This is a genomic window from Klebsiella pneumoniae, from assembly GCF_000742135.1.
Classification (GTDB): Bacteria; Pseudomonadota; Gammaproteobacteria; order Enterobacterales; family Enterobacteriaceae; genus Klebsiella; species Klebsiella pneumoniae.
Window position 1 is genome coordinate 3,275,965 of record NZ_KN046818.1, and the last position, 21,644, is coordinate 3,297,608.

General features: G+C 61.1%; 19 protein-coding genes. 9 read left to right on the plus strand and 10 right to left on the minus strand.

Annotated features, from left to right (window positions below; all coding sequences use genetic code 11):
• Positions 1-30 precede the first annotated feature (30 nt).
• Positions 31-738, plus strand: coding sequence for a B3/B4 domain-containing protein (locus DR88_RS10110; RefSeq protein ID WP_002917889.1), 708 nt, complete (start codon positions 31-33; stop codon positions 736-738).
• Positions 739-823: 85 nt separating this feature from the next.
• Positions 824-1,954, plus strand: coding sequence for a 23S rRNA (guanine(1835)-N(2))-methyltransferase RlmG (rlmG, locus tag DR88_RS10105; protein ID WP_002917887.1), 1,131 nt, complete (start codon positions 824-826; stop codon positions 1,952-1,954).
• 108 nt (positions 1,955-2,062) lie between these two features.
• Here the strand turns inward: rlmG and DR88_RS10100 are convergent, their stop codons facing one another.
• The 3 genes from DR88_RS10100 to lsrR all read right to left on the minus strand — a co-directional run bounded on the left by DR88_RS10100 (position 2,063) and on the right by lsrR (position 6,875).
• A complete protein-coding gene (locus DR88_RS10100; RefSeq protein WP_004149901.1) occupies positions 2,063-4,084 on the minus strand; it encodes an NADPH-dependent 2,4-dienoyl-CoA reductase in 2,022 nt (673 codons plus the stop codon).
• 183 nt (positions 4,085-4,267) lie between these two features.
• Positions 4,268-5,866, minus strand: a complete 1,599-nt coding sequence (gene lsrK / locus DR88_RS10095) for an autoinducer-2 kinase (RefSeq protein WP_004149900.1) — start codon at positions 5,864-5,866, stop codon at positions 4,268-4,270.
• Positions 5,867-5,903: 37 nt separating this feature from the next.
• Positions 5,904-6,875 carry a transcriptional regulator LsrR gene (gene lsrR, locus DR88_RS10090; RefSeq protein WP_004144837.1) on the minus strand — a complete coding sequence of 324 codons (972 nt, stop codon included), beginning with the start codon at positions 6,873-6,875 and terminating at the stop codon, positions 5,904-5,906.
• 218 nt (positions 6,876-7,093) lie between these two features.
• On the opposite strand from lsrR, the gene lsrA reads away from it, so the two are divergent.
• The 6 genes from lsrA to lsrG are packed head-to-tail and all read left to right on the plus strand — an operon-like array spanning position 7,094 to position 12,806.
• Positions 7,094-8,581: an autoinducer 2 ABC transporter ATP-binding protein LsrA gene (gene lsrA, locus DR88_RS10085; RefSeq protein ID WP_004149899.1), complete on the plus strand. Its 1,488-nt coding sequence runs from the start codon at positions 7,094-7,096 to the stop codon at positions 8,579-8,581.
• Positions 8,578-9,612, plus strand: coding sequence for an autoinducer 2 ABC transporter permease LsrC (lsrC, locus tag DR88_RS10080; RefSeq protein ID WP_004149898.1), 1,035 nt, complete (start codon positions 8,578-8,580; stop codon positions 9,610-9,612). The genes lsrA and lsrC overlap by 4 nt, the downstream gene beginning before the upstream one ends.
• Positions 9,613-10,611: an autoinducer 2 ABC transporter permease LsrD gene (gene lsrD / locus DR88_RS10075; RefSeq protein ID WP_004149897.1), complete on the plus strand. Its 999-nt coding sequence runs from the start codon at positions 9,613-9,615 to the stop codon at positions 10,609-10,611.
• A 1-nt stretch (position 10,612) separates the two neighbouring features.
• Positions 10,613-11,614, plus strand: a complete 1,002-nt coding sequence (gene lsrB / locus DR88_RS10070; RefSeq protein ID WP_004149896.1) for an autoinducer 2 ABC transporter substrate-binding protein LsrB — start codon at positions 10,613-10,615, stop codon at positions 11,612-11,614.
• Between the two features lie 11 nt (positions 11,615-11,625).
• Positions 11,626-12,513 (plus strand): 3-hydroxy-5-phosphonooxypentane-2,4-dione thiolase, encoded by an 888-nt coding sequence (lsrF, locus tag DR88_RS10065; protein WP_004149895.1) that lies wholly within the window; start codon positions 11,626-11,628, stop codon positions 12,511-12,513.
• Complete coding sequence (gene lsrG, locus DR88_RS10060) at positions 12,510-12,806, plus strand: (4S)-4-hydroxy-5-phosphonooxypentane-2,3-dione isomerase (RefSeq protein WP_004181386.1); 297 nt, start codon at positions 12,510-12,512, stop codon at positions 12,804-12,806. Before lsrF ends, lsrG begins: the two co-directional genes overlap by 4 nt.
• Before the next feature lie 46 nt (positions 12,807-12,852).
• On the opposite strand, the gene ygjG is transcribed toward lsrG, so the two are convergent.
• Together ygjG and DR88_RS10050 are read right to left on the minus strand one after the other, a co-directional pair.
• Positions 12,853-14,232 carry a putrescine aminotransferase gene (gene ygjG, locus DR88_RS10055; RefSeq protein WP_023316052.1) on the minus strand — a complete coding sequence of 460 codons (1,380 nt, stop codon included), beginning with the start codon at positions 14,230-14,232 and terminating at the stop codon, positions 12,853-12,855.
• A gap of 257 nt (positions 14,233-14,489) precedes the next feature.
• Entirely contained in the window at positions 14,490-15,044 is a 555-nt protein-coding gene (locus tag DR88_RS10050) for a PadR family transcriptional regulator (protein WP_032443941.1), read from the minus strand.
• A 237-nt stretch (positions 15,045-15,281) separates the two neighbouring features.
• Here DR88_RS10050 and DR88_RS10045 point away from each other — a divergent pair, with 237 nt between their 5' ends.
• Entirely contained in the window at positions 15,282-16,058 is a 777-nt protein-coding gene (locus DR88_RS10045) for a siderophore-interacting protein (protein ID WP_025861554.1), read from the plus strand.
• 155 nt (positions 16,059-16,213) lie between these two features.
• Here DR88_RS10045 and DR88_RS10040 read toward each other — a convergent pair whose 3' ends face one another.
• From DR88_RS10040 to DR88_RS0126235, 5 genes are all read right to left on the minus strand, one after another.
• The gene (locus tag DR88_RS10040) at positions 16,214-17,863 is read right to left on the minus strand and encodes a glycerone kinase (protein WP_004149888.1); all 1,650 of its coding nucleotides are present in this window, start codon (positions 17,861-17,863) and stop codon (positions 16,214-16,216) included.
• Positions 17,864-17,938: 75 nt separating this feature from the next.
• Positions 17,939-19,360, minus strand: coding sequence for a dihydroxyacetone kinase phosphoryl donor subunit DhaM (gene dhaM, locus DR88_RS10035; RefSeq protein WP_023317298.1), 1,422 nt, complete (start codon positions 19,358-19,360; stop codon positions 17,939-17,941).
• Positions 19,361-19,370: 10 nt separating this feature from the next.
• Positions 19,371-20,003 carry a dihydroxyacetone kinase subunit DhaL gene (dhaL, locus tag DR88_RS10030; protein WP_025861724.1) on the minus strand — a complete coding sequence of 211 codons (633 nt, stop codon included), beginning with the start codon at positions 20,001-20,003 and terminating at the stop codon, positions 19,371-19,373.
• 10 nt (positions 20,004-20,013) lie between these two features.
• Positions 20,014-21,084 carry a dihydroxyacetone kinase subunit DhaK gene (gene dhaK / locus DR88_RS10025; protein WP_004149886.1) on the minus strand — a complete coding sequence of 357 codons (1,071 nt, stop codon included), beginning with the start codon at positions 21,082-21,084 and terminating at the stop codon, positions 20,014-20,016.
• A gap of 155 nt (positions 21,085-21,239) precedes the next feature.
• A complete protein-coding gene (locus DR88_RS0126235; protein WP_020324489.1) occupies positions 21,240-21,425 on the minus strand; it encodes a hypothetical protein in 186 nt (61 codons plus the stop codon).
• Between the last annotated feature and the right edge of the window lie 219 nt (positions 21,426-21,644).

Below are 21,644 nucleotides of genomic sequence, written 5' to 3' on the forward strand. Positions count from 1 at the left end.
GAAACAAATTGGTCATTACAGGATTATCGAATGCGTAGCGTAACGCCGTCAATCGAATCTGCGGTCAGCCGCCTGGCGCCGGGCTTTCGGGCATTAAGTATTGTGGTGGAGAGCGCGCCGGTGGCCGATCCCGCCGTCGCGGAGCAGGCGCTGGCCGAGGCCTGCCTGGCGGTGCAGCAGGATGATGTGCCCTGGGCGCAAGCGCACCTGGCGGCATGGGATGAAGCGTTCAGCGCCTTCGGCGCGAAGGCGAAACGTACCCCCTGTTCGGCGCAGGCGCTGCGCAAGCGGGTGCTGAAAGAGGGGAGCCTGCCGGCCATCGATCCGGTGGTGGATATCTACAACGCGATCAGCATTCGCTATGCCGTCCCGGTCGGTGGGGAAAATCTGGCCGCCTACCGTGGCGAACCGCGGCTGGCCATTGCCCGCGGCGATGAGCCATTCGATACGCTAAAATCGGCAGAGCCGGTAGTGGAATATCCGGAGCCGGGCGAAGTCATCTGGCGGGATGATATAGGCGTAACCTGCCGACGCTGGAACTGGCGACAGGGCGTGCGCACCCGGCTGGACAGCGGCGCGCAGACGATGTGGTTTATTCTCGAAAGCCTGCCGGCGATGCCGTTGTCGGCCCTGCATGAGGCGGGAGAGCGGCTGGTAGGTTATCTGCAGCAGCTGATGCCCGGCGCTCGCGCGTCGATAACGCTGCTGCGAGCCGATGACGAGGGCGATCTACGCTGAGCGGCGATGATCAGCGATCTCTCTTCAACTGGACAGGATTTGCGTATAAACTCGCGGGTTTTACTATTCCGGAGGCGGAGAGGCGATGAGCCAGGCAGAGTTAAACGGTGAGTTATTCACATTAGAGCGGTTCCCACCTAACGCTGAAGAAGAAGCGCTTCAGGCATGGGAAGCGGCGGATGAATATCTGCTGCAACAGGTGAATGACGTCGACGGCCTGACGCTCATCTTCAACGACGGCTTCGGCGCGCTCGCCTGCGCGCTGGCGGAGCGCAACCCGGTCAGCATCAACGACTCCTTTATTTCCGAGCTGGCGACCCGCCACAACCTGCGGATGAACGGTATCGATGAAGAGAGCGTGCGCTTTCAGGATAGCCTGAGCCCGCTACCGGCCGCGCCGGCGCTGGTGCTGATTAAGGTGCCAAAACAGCTGGCGCTGCTGGAACAGCAGCTGCGCGCCCTGCGCGAAGTAGTTACGCCGGAAACCCGCATCATCGCCGCGGCGAAAGCCCGTGATGTGCACAACTCGACGCTGGCGCTGTTTGAAAAAATCCTCGGCACCACCACCACCTCGCTGGCGTGGAAAAAAGCGCGTCTGATCCACTGCGTTTTCACCGCTCCTGAGCTTGCCGATGCGCCGCAAACCTACAGCTGGAAGCTGGACGGCACGCCGTGGACCATCCATAACCACGCCAACGTTTTTGCCCGCAGCGGGCTGGATATCGGCGCGCGTTTCTTCCTGCAGCATTTACCGTCTGATCTAGAAGGCGAGATCGCCGATCTCGGCTGCGGCAATGGGGTGATTGGCCTGCAGGCGCTGGCGCAGAACCCGAACGCGCGGGTCATGTTTACCGATGAGTCGCACATGGCGGTGGCTTCCAGCCGGTTGAACGTCGAGCGCAATCTGCCGGACGATATCGCACGCTGTGAATTCATGGTCAACAACTCGCTCTCCGGCATTGAGCCCGACCGCTTTACGGCGATCCTGTGTAATCCGCCGTTCCATCAGCAGCACGCCATTACCGACCATATCGCCTGGCAGATGTTTAACGATGCCCGCCGCAGCCTGAAATACGGCGGCGAGCTGTACGTCGTCGGCAACCGCCACCTCGATTACTTCCGTAAGCTGAAGCGCGCGTTTGGTAATTGCACGACGATTGCGACGAACAATAAGTTTGTCATTTTGAAAGCAACCAAGGTGCGTAAGCAGCGCTGATTCTTGTCGCGGTTTCCCCCGGCTCGCGGCTGTCGCCTTAGCCGGGCTAGCGTGCGGGATTATCGTGGTAGCCCGGGGAAGGCGCATCGCGCCGCCCCCGGGACAGGGCTAAATCGCCAGCGCCAGTTTAGTGCCCTGGGCAATCGCCCGACGCGCATCCAGCTCCGCCGCCACGTCGCAACCGCCGATGAGATGCACCGTTTTCCCCGCCGCGCGCAGCGGATCCGCCAGCTCGCGGCGCGGCTCCTGACCGGCGCAGATCACCACCTGATCGACCGCCAGCAGTTGGCGCTCGCCGCCGATAGTGACATGTAACCCTTCATCATCGATCTTTTCATAGCTGACCGCCGGGATCATTTTCACCCCGCGCGCCAGCAGCGTCGCGCGGTGGATCCAGCCGGTGGTTTTGCCGAGCCCTTCGCCCGGTTTGCTGGCTTTGCGCTGCAGCATCACAATCTGTCGCGGGCTTTTACTCAGTTGCGGGCCTTCAGCACTCAGCCCTCCCGCCGTTTGCAGGCTGGTATCGATACCCCATTCGCGGCAGAACTCGCCGATATCCTGGCTGGTGGCCACGCCCGACTGGCTTAAAAACATCGCGGTGTCGAAGCCGATGCCGCCGCAGCCGATAATCGCCACCTTCGCGCCAACCGGCGCTTTATCGCGCAAGACATCAAGGTAGCTCAGCACTTTTGGATGATCGATCCCGTCGATCGCCGGCAGGCGCGGGGCGATACCGGTGGCGAGGATCGTCTCATCGAACGCCAGCAGATCGTCTGTCGTGACGTGGGTGTTCAGGCGTAGATCGACACCATGGAGATCGAGCATGGTGCGGTAGTAACGCAGCGTCTCGTGAAACTCCTCTTTGCCGGGGATCTGTTTGGCGATATTAAACTGACCGCCGATCTCCGGGAGCGCATCAAACAACGTGACGTGATGACCGCGGGCGGCAGCGTTTACGGCGAAGGCCAGACCGGCAGGCCCGGCGCCGACCACCGCCAGCCGTTTAGGCGCGTTGGCCGGCAGGACCGGCATCAGGGTTTCATGACACGCGCGCGGGTTGACCAGACAGGAGGTGACTTTGCCGACGAAGATCCGATCGAGACACGCCTGATTGCAGCCGATGCAGGTGTTGATCTGATCGGCGCGATCGTCCTGCGCTTTTGATATAAATTCGGCGTCGGCAAGGAACGGGCGGGCCATCGATACCATATCGGCATCGCCGCGGGCGAGAATATCCTCCGCGACCTGCGGATCGTTAATGCGGTTGGTGGTGATCAACGGGATCGACACCGCGCCCTTCAGCTTGCGGGTGACCCAGCTGAAAGCTCCGCGCGGTACCGGCGTGGCGATGGTCGGAATGCGCGCTTCGTGCCAGCCAATCCCGGTGTTGATGATGGTCGCTCCCGCCGCTTCAATCGCTTTGGCCAGTTCAGTGACTTCCGCCAGCGTGCTGCCGTCGTTGACCAGATCGAGCATCGACAGACGGTAAATGATAATGAAATCGTGGCCGGCGCGCTGGCGCACCGCCTTAACCACCTCTACGGCGAAACGCATGCGCCTGGCATAATCGCCGCCCCATTGGTCGTCGCGCTGGTTGGTGCGCGCGGCGAGAAATTCGTTAATCAGATAGCCCTCAGAGCCCATCACCTCGACGCCGTCATAGCCCGCTTCGCGCGCCAGCTGGGCGCAGTGGGCAAAATCATCGATCAGCGTCAGGATCTCATCGTGGCTCAGTTCATGGGGGGTAAAACGGTTGATCGGCGCCTGTAGCGCCGAGGGGGCCACCAGCGCGGGCTGGTAGCTGTAACGGCCGGTGTGCAGGATCTGCAGAGCGATTTTGCCGCCTTCCTGATGTACCGCGTCGGTAATATGGCGATGGTGCGCCAGATGGCTGGCATCGTTGAGTACCGCGCCGCCGGCCATGGTGACGCCAGAGGGCGCCGGAGCGATGCCGCCGGTGACGATCAGCGCCACGCCGTGACGGGCGCGCTCGGCGTAAAAGGCCGCCAGCCGCTGCGCGCCGTCCGGCAGCTCTTCCAGCCCGGTGTGCATTGAGCCCATCAACACGCGGTTTTTGAGCGTTGTGAAGCCCAGCTTAAGCGGGGCGAAAAGCGACGGATAGCGGCTCATAGTGGCTTCCAATGTAAAATTATTGTTATGTGGTCGGATGAGTTACTAATTTAGCCGTCGCGGAGAAAAAGGGAAAAGGGGAGTGCGGTGATTGTGATGGGATTCAAAGAACGGCGAAGCGTTGCCCCACACCCCGGCCCTCTCCCAAAGGGAGAGGGGGGAAAGGCGGATCGGTACCGGTGGTTAGGGTGACGGGGAGGACGCTACGCGCTGGCGGCGCTCCAGGCCCGGCGCCTGCCACATCGACGTTGTCAGTCCGCTATCGACAAGGCCAAGCTGATCGGCGTACACCGTCTGCCACTTGCTCATCATCTCCTGATACAGCTCGCGATGCTGCGGATTTGGGGTGAACTCGCGGTGCCAGCTCACTAACCGCTCTCCGGTGCTGGCCATATCGTCATACAGCCCGGCGCCGGTTCCGGCGGCGATGGCGCAGCCCAGCGCGGTGGCTTCGCGGACCACCGGCACCCGCACCGGCAGGCCGGTGACGTCGCTGAGGATCTGGCTCCACAGCGCGCCTTTAGAGCCGCCGCCGGCAAACACCAGGCTGTCGAATGTCACTCCGGAGAACTGCGAGATCTGCGCGAGGTTGCAGGCGGAGACAATCGCCGCGTTCTCTTCCAGCGCGCGGAACAGGGTCGCTTTATTGCACTTCTCCGGATCGATGGAGAGGTTAATAAACGACGGCGCGGCGTGGTACCACTGCTTAAAGTGCATAGCGTCGGAAAAAATAGGCATCACGCCGTGGGAACCGGCGGGGACGCGGCTGGCCATCTCCTCCAGCAGCGAATAGGCATCGACGCCGAGCCGCTCGGCAATTAGTTTTTCTTCAGCGCAGAAGGCGTCGCGAAACCAGCGCATGGTCAGGCCGGTAAAGAAGCTGATCGATTCCGCCTGCGCCATGCCGGGAATGACATGAGGATTAACACGAATATTCATCTGCGGATCGGTGCGCACCTGCGGCAGGTTGACCACCTGCTGCCAGAAAGTGCCGCCGAGTACCGCGGTTTGCCCGGCGCGCACCACCCCAAGGCCCAGGCAGCCGAGCTGGACGTCGCCGCCGCCCATCACCACCGGCGTCCCGGCGCGCAGGCCGCTCTGCTGCGCCGCCGCTTCGGTGACGGCGCCCAGCAGGGTACCGGTCTCTTTGACCGGCGACAGCATATCGGCGCGCAGCCCGGCCATATCCAGCAGCGCCGGACGCCAGTCGCGGCTGAACAGATCGAGCATGCCGGTGGTGCCGGCGTTTGACGGGTCGACCGCCAGCTCGCCGGAAAGCTTCGCCGCCAGCCAGTCGCTGATCATGGTGATGGTTGCCGCTTTGCGGTAGATATCGGGGCGGTGGTGCGCCAGCCACAGCAGGCGCGGCATGGCGCTGAGCGCCAGGGTTTGTCCCGAGACCTCGTATACCTCGGATTCGAAGCGATAGTCGTGGATCTCCTTAAGCTCCGCCACTTCGCGGCTGGCGCGGGCATCGACGTTGGCGCAGGCCCAGATGGCCTCGCCGTTGCGGTCATAGAGAACGATGCCTTCGCGCATCGAACAGCAGGCGACGGACTGAATATCGGCGGCAGAGAGCCGGGCGGCGTCGAGCGCCTGGCGAATGCACTGGCAGGCCAGCTGCCAGTTGGTGGTAAGGTCGAACTCCATCGAGCCGGGGACGTTATCAACGCTCAGGTGTTTCCATTCGGCCTGGCCTACCGCCAGCTGGCGGCCATTAAGATCGAAAATAACCGCCCGAATGCTGCCGGTCCCGGCATCTAACGCTAACAGGTAACTCATGACATGCGCCTCGCTGTTGTCGCGCGGCGCCAGGCCGTCAGGAGGCCAGGGTAAGCACCGCGCGTGCTGTTGTCTCTTCCGTTACCAGGCCATTAATGCGCTTGCCAATCAGAGCGGCATAAATCGCCTGCGCTTTTTCTTCTCCCCCGGCGACGCCAACGATGGTCGGCAGCTGCGCTAGCTCATCAAGGGTCACGCCGAGCAGTTCCCGATGGATCTCCAGTCCTTCTACCGGCCTGCCGTCGGCCTGCAGGAAATAACCTAAAATGTCGCCGACCGCGCCTTTGCGGGCGTACATCAGCTGTTCGCCCTCGCTGATATAGCCGGAGCGTAAAATGGTGGCGTCGCGCCGCTGATCGATGGCGCCGATGCCAACCACCGCCGCGTCCGCCGCCGTCGCCGCGAGGATCACGTCGCGCACGCTCGACTCACGGCGCAGGATCTCGGCGACCTCCGCCGAAGAAACCCGCAGCGGCGCCGGGATAATGCTGACGCTGCAGGCGGCATCCAGCTGGCCGATACCGGTCATATACGGGCCGACGCCGCCGGAGAGGGTCACCAGCCGCACCTGCTGCGAGCCGATAAAGCCGCTGAGATGCTGCAGGCAGCTCATGGTGGCTTCGCCGAAGCCGACCGCCAGCAGCTGTCCCGGCTGCAGAATGCCCATCAGCGACTGCGCCGCGCCGATACCCAGCCGGGTATTCATCGGCGGGGTGTTGAGCGCCGGCAGTACGCGGGCAATCTTGAGGCCAAAGCGCTGCTGGAGTTCACTTTCCAGCGCCAGACAGCCCTCATAGCGCGAGTTGATCTGCACGCGGATCACCCCGGACTGACGGCCTTTCTCCAGCAGGCGGGAAATCTTCAGCCGCGGCAGCCCCAAACGCTCGCCGATGTCATTTTGCGTCAGGCCGTCGTGGTAGTAGCACCACGCCACCCGCGCCACCAGCTCTTCCTCGGCTAACGCCAGCCCGGCGTAGCGGTTCTCTTCCGTAATGCGTTTTTCGCTCATAAATTGAACTCTTATAAAAATTTAGATCATATGTTCGCTATTGCGCGGCCGGAAAGTGTGAGCCGACTGGCAAAACGGATCTTTCATCGCTGGCCCATTTTTTCCTGAGGATCTAAAGCGCCAAACTGTGATCTTCGCACGGTTGTAAATATAGTTCACCGTCTACGCTTTTGAACATTATTAAATTTAAAAATCATTTGTTCAAACGAGGCGCGACGATGAAGCCACTGCTTGAAGCTCGCCAGATCCGCAAACAGTTCTCCGGCGTTGCCGTGCTGAAGGGCATCGACTTTACGCTATGCGCGGGCCAGGTGCATGCCCTGATGGGAGGCAATGGCGCGGGTAAATCGACGCTGATGAAGATCATCGCCGGCGTCGAAACCCCGGATAGCGGTGAACTGACGATCGGCGACCGCGCGGTTGCGCTCCTCAGCCCGGCGCTGGCCCACCAGCTGGGCATCTATCTGGTGCCGCAGGAGCCGATGCTGTTTCCCAACCTCAGCGTGCGCGAGAACATTCTCTTTCGTTTGCCGAAGCGGGCGGATACCACCGCGCGACTGCAGGAAAAACTGCAGCAGCTGAACTGCCAGATCAACCTCGATGCCAGCGCCAGCACGCTCGAGGTAGCCGATCAACAGATGGTCGAGATCCTGCGCGGCCTGATGCGCGAAGCGCGGATCCTGATCCTTGATGAACCCACCGCCTCTTTAACCCCGGGGGTAACGGAGAGGTTGTTTAGCCAGATCCGCGCGTTACAGGCGCTGGACGTGGGGATCGTGTTTATCTCGCACAAACTGCCCGAAATCCGCCAGCTTGCCAGCCATATTTCGGTGATGCGCGACGGGGCGGTAGTGCTGAGCGGCGAGACCGCAACTTACCGCGATGAGCAACTGATTAGCGCTATGACGCCGGCCAGCCGCGACCATACGCTGAGCGACACGCAAAAGCTGTGGCTGGCGCTGCCGGGCAACCGCCGCACCCAGGCGCAGGATTTTCCCGTGCTGCGGGTGGAGGATCTTACCGGAGAAGGCTTTATCGATCTCAATCTGGAGATCCGCGCCGGGGAGATCGTCGGCCTCGCCGGGCTGGTGGGATCCGGGCGCACCGAATTTGCTGAAACCTTATACGGCCTGCGTCCACCACGCGCCGGGCGGATCTGGCTGGAGAATCGCGAGATTAGTAATGACAGCACCCGAGCCCGGCTGGCCAGCGGGCTGGTCTATCTGCCGGAAGACCGCCAGGTCTCGGGGCTGTTTCTTGATGCGCCGGTGCGCTGGAACACGGTGATGTTCAATCAGCCGTCGTGGTGGCAGCAGGGGAAACGGGAGGCGGCGGTGGTTGAGCGCTATCACCGGGCGCTGGGGATCAAGCTGGCCGATGGCGATCAGCCGGTGCGCACTCTCTCTGGCGGTAACCAGCAGAAGGTGCTGCTGGCGCGCTGTCTGGAGGCCAACCCGCTGCTGCTAATTGTCGATGAGCCGACGCGCGGCGTGGATGTCTCCGCCCGCGCCGATATCTATCAGCTGCTGAAAAGCGTCGCCGCGCAAAATGTGGCAGTGCTGATGATCTCCTCCGATCTGGATGAGTTCATCGGCCTGGCCGACCGGGTGCTGGTGATGCATCAGGGCCGCTACAGCGGCGAGCTGGCGCGGCAGGCGGTCACCGTCGATCGCATGATGACCCTGGCCTTTGGAGGGCAGGCATGAAAACGTTACTCAAGAATCGCGAACTGAGCGCCTTCTTTGCCATCGTGGCGCTCTTTGTTGTGCTGGTGGCGCTCAATCCGGCCTATTTCAGCCTGCAGACCCTGGCGATGATTTTCGCCAGCTCGCAAATCCTCTGCCTGCTGGCATTGGGCGCGACCCTGGTGATGCTGACCCGCAATATTGACGTGTCGGTAGGCTCCACCGTTGGGCTATGCGCCATCGCCGTCGGCGTGGCGCTGAACAACGGCTACGGGTTGGCGACGGCCATCGCCTTCGCGCTGGCTATTGGCGCGCTGGCCGGGGCGTTTAACGGCCTGCTGGTGGTGGGGCTGCGCATTCCGGCGATCGTCGCGACGCTCGGCACGCTGGGGTTGTATCGCGGGGTGATGTTGCTGTGGACCGGCGGGAAATGGATCGAAGGCTTGCCCGACAGCCTGAAATCGCTCTCGGAGCCTGCGTTTATCGGCGTGTCGCCGCTGGGCTGGCTGGTGCTGGCGCTGCTGCTGGCGGGCGGCTGGCTGCTGTCGCGCACCGCCTTTGGTCGTGATTTTTACGCCGTTGGCGATAACCTCGCCGCCGCGCGCCAGCTGGGCGTGGCGGTCAACCGCACGCGGATGCTGGCCTTTACCCTCAACGGTATGCTGGCGGCCTGCGCCGGGATCGTCTTCGCCGCGCAGATTGGCTTTGTGCCTAATCAGACCGGCAGCGGCCTGGAGATGAAAGCCATCGCCGCCTGCGTACTGGGCGGGATCTCGCTGCTTGGCGGTACCGGTACGCAGCTCGGCGCGTTTCTCGGCGCCTTTTTCCTTACCCAAATCGACACCGTACTGGTGCTGTTCCGCCTTCCCGCCTGGTGGAATGACTTTATCGCCGGTCTGGTGCTGCTCGGCGTGCTGGTGCTCGATGGCCGCCTGCGCCAGGCGCTGGCCCGCCATCAGCGGGCGCTACAGTACAGCCGTTTCCAGCCCGGTAACAAAGGGGGGAAACAGGTTGCCCGCTTTCCCGAACGCAAAAGCAAAGAGGTGGCTTAAATGAAGCTGAAGCTTAACTGGGAAAGCGCGCTGCTGGCGTTGCTGATCGTGGAGATCCTGCTGTTCGGCGCGCTGAATACGCGCATGCTGGATCTCAATATGCTGCTCTTTAGCACCAGCGACTTTATCTGCATCGGCATCGTCGCGCTGCCGCTGACGCTGGTGATCATCAGCGGCGGGATCGATATTTCGCTGGGCTCGACCATCGGCCTGTGCGCCATCGCCCTCGGGGTGATGACCCAGGCGGGCTGGCCGCTGTGGCTCGCGGTATCGCTGACGTTGCTCTTGGGACTGCTGTGCGGGTTATTCAACGCCGCGCTGATCCACTACACCGGCATCAGCCCGCTGGTGATCACGCTTGGTACGCTGTATCTGTACGGCGGCGGCGCGCTGCTGCTTTCCGGGATGGCCGGCGCGACCGGTTACGAGGGGATTGGCGGTTTTCCCGATAGCTTCACCGCCTTCGCCAATTTAACCCTCGCCGGACTGCCGCTGCCGCTGGTGCTGTTCGCGATTATCACCTTTTTCTTCTGGCTGCTGACCCATCGCGGGCGCTTTGGCCGCCACCTCTTTTTACTCGGGCAAAACCCGCGCGCCGCGCGCTATGCCGCGCTGTCGGTGAACGGCATCCCGTACGTGCTGTATGGCCTGGTGGGCGTCGCCTCGGCGGTCGCGGCGCTGGTGATGGTCTCCTATTTCGGCTCGGCACGTTCGGATTTAGGCCGCGACCTGCTGATGCCGGCGCTGACCGCGGCGGTGCTCGGCGGGGCCAATATTTACGGCGGCTCGGGATCGATACTGGGTACCGCGCTGGCGGCATTGCTGGTGGGGTATCTGCAACAGGGTTTACAGATGGTCGGCATCCCCAACCAGGTGTCGAGCGCGCTGTCAGGGGCGCTGTTGGTTGTGGTGGTGATGGGGCGTTCGCTGAGCCTGCACCGTGAATGGGTGCGCGCGACCTGGCGGCGTCTTTTCTCGCATAAAACAATCGGAGCATAAAATGAAATTAAAACTGATCGTGCTGGCGCTGGCGATGAGCGTAGTCATCGCGCAGGCGGCGGACCGCATCGCCTTTATTCCTAAGCTGGTCGGCGTCGGCTTCTTTACCAGCGGCGGCAACGGCGCGAAAGAGGCGGGGAAAGCGCTGGGCGTGGATGTCACCTATGACGGCCCAACCGAGCCCAGCGTCTCCGGCCAGGTGCAGCTTATCAACAACTTCGTCAACCAGGGCTACAACGCGATTATCGTTTCCGCTGTCTCGCCGGACGGCCTGTGTCCGGCGTTGAAGCGGGCGATGCAGCGCGGGGTGAAAGTCCTGACCTGGGATTCCGATACCAGGCCGGAGTGCCGCAGCATCTATATCAATCAGGGCACGCCGCAGCAGCTTGGCGGCCTGCTGGTCGAGATGGCGGAAAAGCAGGTGACGAAGCCTACTGCCAAGGTAGCGTTTTTCTACTCCAGCCCGACGGTGACCGACCAGAACCAATGGGTGAAGGAAGCCAAAGCCAAAATCGAAAAAGAGCATCCGCAGTGGCAAATCGTCACCACTCAGTTCGGCTATAACGATGCCACCAAATCGCTACAAACCGCCGAGGGGATCTTAAAAGCCTATCCGGATCTCGACGCCATTATCGCGCCGGATGCCAATGCGCTGCCGGCGGCGGCGCAGGCGGCGGAGAACCTCAAGCGTCAGGGCGTGGCGATTGTCGGCTTTAGTACGCCGAACGTGATGCGTCCGTACGTTGAGCGCGGCACGGTGAAAGCCTTTGGCCTGTGGGATGTGGTTCAGCAGGGCAAAATTGCGGTTAACGTCGCCGATCGATTGCTGAAAAAGGGCGATCTTAACGTGGGCGACAGCGTTGAGGTGAAAGATATCGGCTCGCTGAAGGTCGAACCGAACAGCGTGCAGGGCTACCAGTATGAGGCGAAGGGCAACGGTATCGTGCTGCTGCCGGAGCGCGTGGTGTTCAGCAAAGAGAACATCAACAACTACGACTTCTGACGGAGGATGAGATGGCAGATTTAGACGATATCAAAGAGGGGAAGGACTTCGGTATTGACCGCCCGCAGCAGAATACGCTGTATACCCTGAAAGGCTGCGGCTCGCTGGACTGGGGCATGCAGTCGCGGCTGGCGCGCATTTTTAATCCGCACAGCAACCGCACGGTGATGCTGGCCTTCGATCACGGTTACTTCCAGGGGCCAACCACCGGGCTGGAGCGTATCGACCTGTCGATTGCGCCGCTGTTTGCCGACACCGACGTGCTGATGTGTACCCGCGGCGTACTGCGCAGCCAGGTACCGGCGGCCACCAATAAGCCGGTGGTGCTCCGCGCCTCCGGCGGCAATTCGATTTTGAGCGAACTCTCTAACGAATGCGTGGCGGTGGCGATGGAAGACGCGCTGCGGCTCAACGTATGCGCGGTGGCGGCGCAGGTCTATATCGGCAGCGAATACGAACATCAGTCGATCAATAACATCATCAAACTGGTGGACGCCGGCAATCGCTACGGTATGCCGGTCCTGGCGGTTACCGGCGTCGGCAAAGAGATGACCCGCGATGCGCGCTACTTCTCGCTGGCCAGCCGGATTGCCGCCGAAATGGGGGCGCAGTTTGTGAAGACCTATTTCGTTGAGGAAGGCTTTGAAAAAGTGACCGCCAGCTGTCCGGTGCCGATCGTTATCGCCGGCGGTAAAAAACTGCCGGAGCATGAGGCGCTGGAGATGTGCTGGCGGGCGATCGACCAGGGGGCTTCCGGGGTGGATGTGGGGCGCAATATCTTCCAGTCCAGCGCCCCGCGCGCGATGCTGAAGGCGGTGAAAAAGGTGGTGCATGAGAATCTGAACGCGCGCGAAGCGTATCAGTTCTGGCAGGAAGAAAAACAGGGAGAGCTGAAATGAACGTCACGCTGGTGGAGATCAATATTAAACCCGAGCGGGTGGATGAGTTTCTCGAGGTGTTTCGCGCCAACCACGAGGGCGCGCTGCGGGAGCCAGGCAACCTGCGCTTTGATGTCCTGCAGGATCCCGAGGTGAAAACCCGCTTTTTTATCTACGAAGCCTATAAAGACGATGAGGCGGTGCTGGCGCATAAGAAGACGCCGCACTATTTAGCCTGCGTCGAAAAGCTGGAGGAGATGATGTCGCAGCCGCGGCAGAAGCGCAGCTTTATCGGCCTGTTACCGCAGGTGTGAGGGTTATCCTTCCCCCTCTCAGAGGGAGAGGGTGAAGGACACTTTATTACGCTTCTTCGACCGAAACGCGCAGGGCCGCCAGCGCCTTGCGCGCCGCCTTCAGCACCTGTTCGCACTGCTCAAGGGTGAGGGTCAGCGGCGGTTCAATGCGGATCGTCTTGGCGTTGTTTAACGTCCCGGCGACCAGCACCCGCTGTCTGAACATCTCGCTGGCAAAGTCGTAGCCAATCTCGTTATCAACAAACTCGATAGCCATCAGCATGCCTTTCCCGCGCACTTCATTCACCAGGTCCGGATACTCCTGCGCCAGCAGGCGGAAACCGTCCAGCAGCATATCGCCTTTCTGCGCCGCCTGCGCCGGCAGGTTTTGCGTCAGCAGCACGTTGATCGTCGCCAGCGCCGCCGCACAGGCCAACGGGTTGCCGCCGAAGGTGGTGGTGTGCAGGAACGGGTTATCGAAGAGCACCGAGAAGACCTCTTCCGTCGCCACCGTCGCGCCGATCGGCATCACACCGCCGCCGAGCGCTTTCGCCAGACACAGAATGTCCGGCTGGACGTTCTCATGCTCACAGGCGAACATCTTGCCGGTGCGGCCCATGCCGGTCTGCACTTCGTCGAGGATCAGCAATGCGCCAAACTCGTCGCACAGTTGACGCACCGCCGGCAAATACCCCGTTGGCGGGAGGATCACGCCCCCTTCGCCCTGAATCGGCTCGAGGATCACCGCCGCGACGTCGTCGCCGGTTTTCTTGCACTCGCTCAGCATGGTGCGCATGGCGTTGATATCGCCGAACGGCACGTGGCGGAAGCCCGGCAGCAGCGGCATAAACGGCTTGCGGAAGGTCGACTTGGCGGTGGCCGACAGCGCGCCCAGCGATTTACCGTGGAAGGCGCCGCTGGTGGCGATGAAAGTAAATTTACCGCGCGGCGACTGATAGGCTTTCGCCAGCTTGATGGCCGCCTCTACCGATTCGGTACCGCTGTTGCAGAAGAAACTGTACTTTAGTTTCCCGGGCGTTAAGGCTGCCAGGGTTTTCGCCAGCATCGCGCGTAGCGGGTCCAGCAGCTCCTGACTGTGAAGCGGTTGTTTCGCGAGTTGATTCTCGACGGCGGATACCACAACTGGATTACGGTGCCCTACATTGAAGATGCCAAACCCACCAAGGCAGTCGATAAACTCCTGTCCCTGGGTGTCGACAAGCGTATTTAACCCTCCCGCTTGCCACTCTACGGCTCCGTAATCCCCGCCGGCTGTGACCGATTTTCGATACTCTAAAAACCCCGGATTCACATGCTCTTTAAAGTATTCCCTGACCTCCTGGTTAAGTGCTTTCATTTCCTCATGATCAAGCGTGCGCTTTTCAATGAGATTCAGTGCGTGTGCGCTGCAGGCCAGAGCCGATGCGCTGGAAGGTAACCTGTTCAAAATGTGCTCCTGGGGCGGACGTATCACACGATACTGGATTAAGTATTGCAGGGATTACGCCAGTTCGGCAGAAGCGGTGAAAATCGGGATAAATGCAAAGCAAAAGACGAATTGTGTAAAATTTAATCTCATTGCGCCACTATTGGCACGTTTTATTCCTGAGCTAACGAGATTTTCTGCCTGGCGGCAATAGACGGGGCGATCCGCCGTGGTGCGGGCTGCCCCAGAGCGGGGCAGCCGGTGGTGAAAAAAGAGGCTTAGTCGAGCTGAGAGATCTCCATCGCCGCCCGGTCAATAATGCCGATGATCTGCTTGAGCTGGGCGGCACTGCTGGCCTGCTGGTTCACTTTCAGGTCGAGGACCGCTTTGAAGTTTTCCAGCGCGCGCTTCATCTGCGGATCGCGGCGCAGCTCGCAGCCGACCATCCGCGCCTGCAGGCGCTCCTGGATATGGGCCAGGTGCTCCTGGTTTTCGGCGTGCAGCTGTTTTCCTTCCTCGCTGATAAGGATTTTCTTGCGTCCGTTGTCGTATTCCACGCTGATAAGGCCCTGGTCCTGGAGCAGATCCAGCGTCGGATAGATCACCCCCGGGCTGGGGCTGTAGTTCCCCTGGGTAAGCGTTTCGATCTCTTTGATCAGCTCATAGCCATGGCTGGCGCTGCGGCTGAGGATATCCAGAATGATCAGCCGCAGTTCGCCGTGGCCAAAGAAACGCTGGCGACGTCCGCCGCCGCGGCGGCCATGGTCGCCGTGTTCGCTGGGATCACCGTGGCGCCCGCGTGGCCCACGCCCTTCTTCATGATGATGTCGCATGGTTACCTCCTGCTGTTTTTGATATATCTAATTTATATCTAAAAAATGAATGTTCGCAATGCTGGTTGCTATTTATTTTTTAAGATATTGATATATATGTGATTGTTTTCTGGATGTGGATTTTGATGCGGTTTGTTTTGACTATATCAAAAAAAGACTTGCATTCTTTTTAGTTGGCAATCATTATCATTTGCATCAATTTTAGATATATCTATTTACCGTTCACGAAGGCAATCGATGATGACAAAAACCAAAGCAGACAAGTACCCGCAGCGTGTCCGCAATGAGCTGCGTTTCCGTGAGCTGACGGTGCTGCGCGTGGAGCGCGCAGGCGCGGCGTTCCAGCGTATCGTGCTGGGAGGCGAGGCGCTGGAAGGCTTCGCCTCTCACGGCTTTGACGACCATACCAAGCTTTTTTTCCCCGAGCCGGGCGCGGCATTTACCCCGCCGCAGGTGACCGAGGAGGGGATTGACTGGGGGGAAGGCGTGCGGCCTGCCACCCGCGACTATACGCCGCTGTACGATGCCGAACGTCACGAGCTGGCTTACGATTTCTATATCCACGATGGCGGTATCGCCAGCCGTTGGGCGCTGGAAGCAAAAGTGGGCGATAAGCTGGTGATCGGCGGCCCGCGTGGCTCGCTGGTGGTGCCGGAAGATTATGCCTGGCAGCTGTATGTTTGCGATGAGTCCGGCATGCCGGCGCTGCGCCGTCGTCTGCTGGGATTACGCCAGCTGCCGGCGAGGCCGCAGGTGGCGGCCATCGTTACTATCGCCGATGCGTCGTATAAAGATTATCTGGCGGATCTCGACGGCTTTAACATCGAGTGGGTGGTGGGCCACAATCCGGCCTTCGTCGCCGAGCGTCTGGCGCAGGTGAAGGTACCGGCGGAGGATTATTTTATCTGGCTGACCGGCGAAGGCGCGGTGGTGAAATCGCTGCTGGCGCGCTTTGAAGACGAGAGCATCGATCAGCAGCTGGTGCGTTCCCAGGCGTACTGGCACAGCAAGTAAAAAGCCATCGTGGTAAAACCCGGATAGCGGCGCGTCGCGCCTTATCCGGGCTACCGGCGGTGCCGTTTTTTGTCGGGTGGCGGCTTACGCCTTACCCGACCTGCTATTCGGCGGTGTTACGTCGCCCCGGTAAGCGTAGCGCCACCGGGGAAGGCTTAGCGTTCCGCCAGCGCCTTAAACACCATCGCCACCGCGTGGGCGCCGGGGTCCATGTTGCCGAGCAGGCTATCGCTGTTGAGATAGGACGCGCGTCCGGCGCCGGCTTTGCTTGACTGGCAGGTGCGATCCGCCCCGGCCTGCGCCGCGGCGAAAGCGGCCTGCAGATTCTCCGGTTCGGCCAGCAGCGCCGCCAGGGCCGGCTGCAGAGCGTCGATCATCGTCCTGTCTCCCTCATCGGCGCCGCCGTAAAACTTCATCTGTTCCAGACCGGCGTTCAGCGCCTCGGCCACGCTGGCGCCTTGCCCCAGCTTCTGCCCGGCAGCGGTGAAGAAGATAGACATCAATACCCCGCTGGAGCCGCCCATCACCACCGTCAGGCGTTCGCCGATCAGCGCGAAGAGCGTTGGCAGATCGTTCAGCGGCAGCTGCTGACGCTCGAGCCGCTCGGCAATCTCGCGCGCCCCGGCGGCGAAGGTGGAGCCGGTATCGCCGTCGCCTACTTTGGCATCCAGCGCGTTGAGATGTTCTTCAAGATCGATGAGGGCGCCGGTCACCTGCGCCACGTAATCGCCCACCTGTGGGTTGGCCGAGGGCGTAAAATCCACCCGGGCGCTGTCGAGGGTGGACGGCACGACGTTGATAGTCCGCGGCTGCACCGGCTTCTGCCAGCTGGCGGTTTCCACATCCGAAAGCAGCGCTTTCTCAATACTCTCCTCCAGCACGATGGCGGTCAGCGAGAAGCCTTTCATATCCAGCGCCGTCACCAGCGAGGCCGGGCCTATTAACCAGTCAATGCGCGCCTGCAGCGGGGTGTTGGCCAGCTCGCGGGTCAGAATCGCCATCTCAGCCACCGACACGCCGCCGAGGTTATTGAGCATCACCGCCAGGCGGCCGGTTTCCGGTAGGGCGGCGGTCAGTTTTTCCACCATCAGGTTAACGATTTCCGCACTGTTTTGCGTGGCGATCGTCGAGGCGCCCGGCTCTCCGTGGATGCCCATTCCCAGCTCGGCGTGACCGGCCTGATGGCGCGGCGCGCTGTCGGCTTCCTGCGGCAGGTGGCAGCTGGCCAGCGCCACCCCGATGCTGGCGGTATGGCTGGCGGCGTATTGCGCTTCACGCAGGACGGTGGCGAGGTTGAAGCCGCGCTCGGCGAAATAGCCAGCCACTTTATGCACCAGAATGGTCCCGGCGATGCCGCGCGGCTGTTTGTTATCCGGCAGCGAAATATCGTCGCCGACGATCAGCATCTCCACGTTGTAGCCGAGTCGGCGCGCTTTCTCCGCCGCCAGACCGAAGTTAAGCCGATCGCCGGTGTAGTTTTTGACGATCAGCAGGCAGCCCGCCTCGCCGGTCACTGCCTGAATGGTGGTGAGCACCGCGTCGACGCTCGGCGAGGCGAACAGATCGCCGCAGACCGCGGCGGTCAGCATGCCTTTACCAATAAAGCCGACGTGCGCCGGTTCATGGCCGGCGCCGCCGCCGGAGATCACCGCCACGTTGTTTTTATTCAGATCGCGACGGACCACCACCCGGATCGCCGGGTCGCTCTCCAGACGGGCGAGGTTATTCCACGGGCTGGCGATAATGGTACCCTCAATCACATCGTTGACGAGGCTGGCGCGCTGGTTAAAAAAGAATTGAGACATAGTGGTTCCTGAAGAGTAAGCGAAAACTCACCCTCCGGAGGCAGGCCCCCGGAGCGGTAACGGTCAACGTGAATTTTAGTCACGGATAAGGCGCTGGTGGCGCATATCGAGCACGATAGTCTCGCCGGGCTGCACGCTGTTCAGCGCCTCGCCCTGCTGGCTCAGCCAGGCGATCCCCGCCGCGCGGGCGATAATCGCGCCGTGAGCCTGTTCGCTGCCATCGCGCAGGCACAGGCCTTTAACGAAGCTGGCATCCAGCTGTAAGACGGTTGAGGGATAAATGTTGTCGGCAATAATAATTGTTGGCTCGCCGGGCGTCGGCACTCTCTCCTGAACGCCCTGCAGATGGCGCAGGGTGCGCTGCAAAATATCTTCGATATCGATATAGCGCGCCTGCAGGTAGGGGTCATCCAGCTGGCGATACTGCTGGCTGAGCTCCATCAACACCTGATGCCATGCCCATTCCGCCGTGCATTGTTCGGTGAGCAGACGATCGTTGGCGGCATCAAACAGATCGTCATCGTCGAGCAGGGTGTGGTGCCCGGCGAAGATCGCCGCGATATCGGCGTTAAATTTATTTTCCGCCAGCTCGGTCAGGGCGATAAGATCCGCCAGCGTCTGGTCAATGGCCTGGCGCAGGCGCTGCTGCTCGCGGGCGGCATCGGCGGCAGCCGGGCGGAGCGGCTGGATCAGGGCCAGCGGATAGCGCAGGGCAGCGCCTTCGACGCGCTCGGGCGTTGCCGGAGCCGCTGCCGGTTGCGCCGCAGGCGATTCACCGAAGTTATCGGCGGCCAGCGCCTGAAACGCCTCCAGCGCCGCGTCGGCATCCGGACCGCGGGCCAGCAGGCGCAGCTTATCGTTGCGGCGGACCTGCAATAGCGCGATTTGGTTGAGGCTGTCCGGTTTGACGCACTTCCCGTTTTTCTCCAGCAGCAGATCGGCGTTAAAGCCCGCCAGCGCGGCGACCAGCTTCGACGCCGGACGCACGTGCAGGCCGTTATGATTGTTAATAATGACTGACACCGATTTTGTGTCGCCGTCGTCGGCAAGCATCGGCGCCGGCGCGGCGTCAGAAGTTGGCGAAGGTAAACCCAGCTGAACCCGCTTGGCCTCCAGGGCGCTCATGGCGTCGGCGATCACCTTGTCGATCCCGGCGCCGGAGGCAGCGCTGACGGTGGCCGCCAGCGTCCCTTCCACCAGCGGCGCGGCGCACAGTCGCACCTTCGCGGCAATCGCCGGATCGAGCAGATCGAGGGCGGTTTCGGCGCTGAGCAACGCGCTGCCGATATCCATCATCACCAGCACGTGATCGGTATCGGCCACGGATTCGATCGCCTCCATGACTTTAAGCGGATCGGTGCCGATCGGGCTGTCGGGATCGTCGATCCCGGCGGCGATCGCCAGTTTGCAGCCATCGTTGATTAACATCTGCCGGGCCAGTTCTCCGACACCTTCGCCCAGCCGGGCGCTATGAGAAACAATAACCAGGTTTACCATCGCAATTTCCTTACTCTTTGGCGGCGGCGGCCAGCATCTGAACCATAAACAGCACCGAGGTCGCGCCGGGATCCTGATGTCCGATGCTGCGCTCGCCGAGATAGCTGGCGCGGCCTTTACGCGCCTGCATAGTGATGGTGGCGTGGGCCGCACGCTCGGCCACTTCGCAGGCGGTATCCAGCGCGGCGGCGATCGACAGGTGCTGCTCGCTGGACTGGCGCAGGGAGTCCACCACCGGCAGCCAGACGTCGCACATGGTTTTATCCCCTGGCTCCGCTTTGCCGCGGTTGACGACACCGTCCGCACCTTCGCGGATCATCAGGTACAGCTCGTCGAGCGTCAGGCTCTGGTGGGCCTGGGTCACCTGCGCGGCGCGAATGAAGAAGGTGCCGAACAGCGGGCCGCTGGCGCCGCCGACGTTGGAGAGCAGCGTCATGCCGGTGTTTTTGAGGATAAAGCCAATATCTTTATCGGCAATCGACGGCAGCTTTTCGACCACTTTACTGAAACCGCGGTGCATATTGAGACCGTGGTCGGCGTCGCCAATCTCTTTATCGAGGCCGGTGAGAAAATCGCTCTCTTTGGTGAAAATATCGCCGCAGCGGTACAGCCAGTCGACGATTTGCGTTCTGTTCAGTGACATGTCGTGCTCCTTAGTTTCCCCAGTTCAGCGCCGGGGTGTGAACCGGGGCGTCCCATAGCGTCAGCGTCTCGTCATCCACTTTCAGCAGAGTGATGGAGAAGCCCGCCATATCCAGCGAAGTACAGTAGCTGCCGATGAGGTTGCGTTCGATGATGATGCCGGACGCTTCGCAGCGCTGGGCGAGGCGGTTATACACGCCATACAGTTCGGAAAGCGGAGTGGCGCCGAGGTTATTAACCAGCGCGATAACCCGGTCGCCGTTTTGCAGCGCGGTTTTGCTCTGCTGCACTTCCTGCCACGTGCCCTTGACGGTATCCCACTGGCGCAGCGTGCGGCTGTAAGCGCCGTTTTCCAGCAGGGTATCGAACATCTCATCGACGGTTTGGTCCAGCGAGCTGAAGCGGCGGCGGTCGATGCCCGGCTCGCCGTGAATGCCGACGCCGAACTCCATCTCGTCATCTTTCAGCGTAAAGGATGGCTGCCCGGCAGCCGGTACGGTGCAGGCGCCGAGGGCGATACCAATCGAGTGGCCGAGATTGTTCAGGCGGCGGCCCAGTTCAGCGCAGGCTTCCAGCGAGTCGCCGCGCTCGGCGGCGGCGCCGACCAGTTTTTCGATCAGTACGGTGTTGGCAACGCCGCGACGACCGGCGGTATAGAGGCTGTCTTTCACCGCCACGTCGTCGTCGACCACCACGGTGGTGACTTTAATGCCGCTCTCATGCAGCAGCTCGGTGGCGGTCTCAAAATTCAGGATGTCGCCGGTATAGTTTTTGATAATTAGCAAGACGCCTTCGCCGCCGTCAATTTGCATCGCGCATTCAAACATTTTGTCCGGCGTCGGCGAGGTGAAGATTTCCCCCGGACAGGCGCCGGAGAGCATGCCCTGGCCGATATAGCCGCAGTGCATCGGTTCATGTCCGCTGCCGCCGCCGGAGAGCAGGGCCACCTTGCCAGCCACCGGCGCGTCGGTGCGGGTCACATACAGCGGGTCCTGATGCAGGGTCAGCTGCGGATGGGCTTTAGCCAGCCCCTGTAATTGTTCATTCAGTACATCTTCAACACGGTTAATCAGCTTTTTCATTATTCAGTGCTCCGTTGGAGAAGGTTCGATGCCGCCTCTCTGCTGGCGGAGGCGGTCATCGCGTAGGGGTATCGTCTGACGGTGGAGCGTGCCTGGCGATATGATGATTCTGGCTGAGCGGACGAAAAAAAGAATGCCCCGACGATCGGGTTTCATTACGAAACATTGCTTCCTGATTTTGTTTCTTTATGGAACGTTTTTGCTGAGGATATGGTGAAAATGCGAGCTGGCGCGCTTTTTTTCTTCTGCCATAAGCGGCGGTCAGGATAGCCGGCGAAGCGGGTGGGAAAAAATTTTTTGCTGATTTTCTGCCGACTGCGGGAGAAAAGGCGGTCAAACACGGAGGATTGCAAGGGCATTATGCGGCAAAGGAGCGGATCGGGATCGCAATCCTGACAGAGACTAGGTTTTTTTGTTCCAATATGGAACGTAAAAAATTAACCTGTGTTTCATATCAGAACAAAAAGGCGAAAGATTTTTTTGTTCCCTGCCGGCCCTACAGTGATCGCACTGCTCCGGTACGCTCCGTTCAGGCCGCGCTTCACTGGCCGGCGCGGATA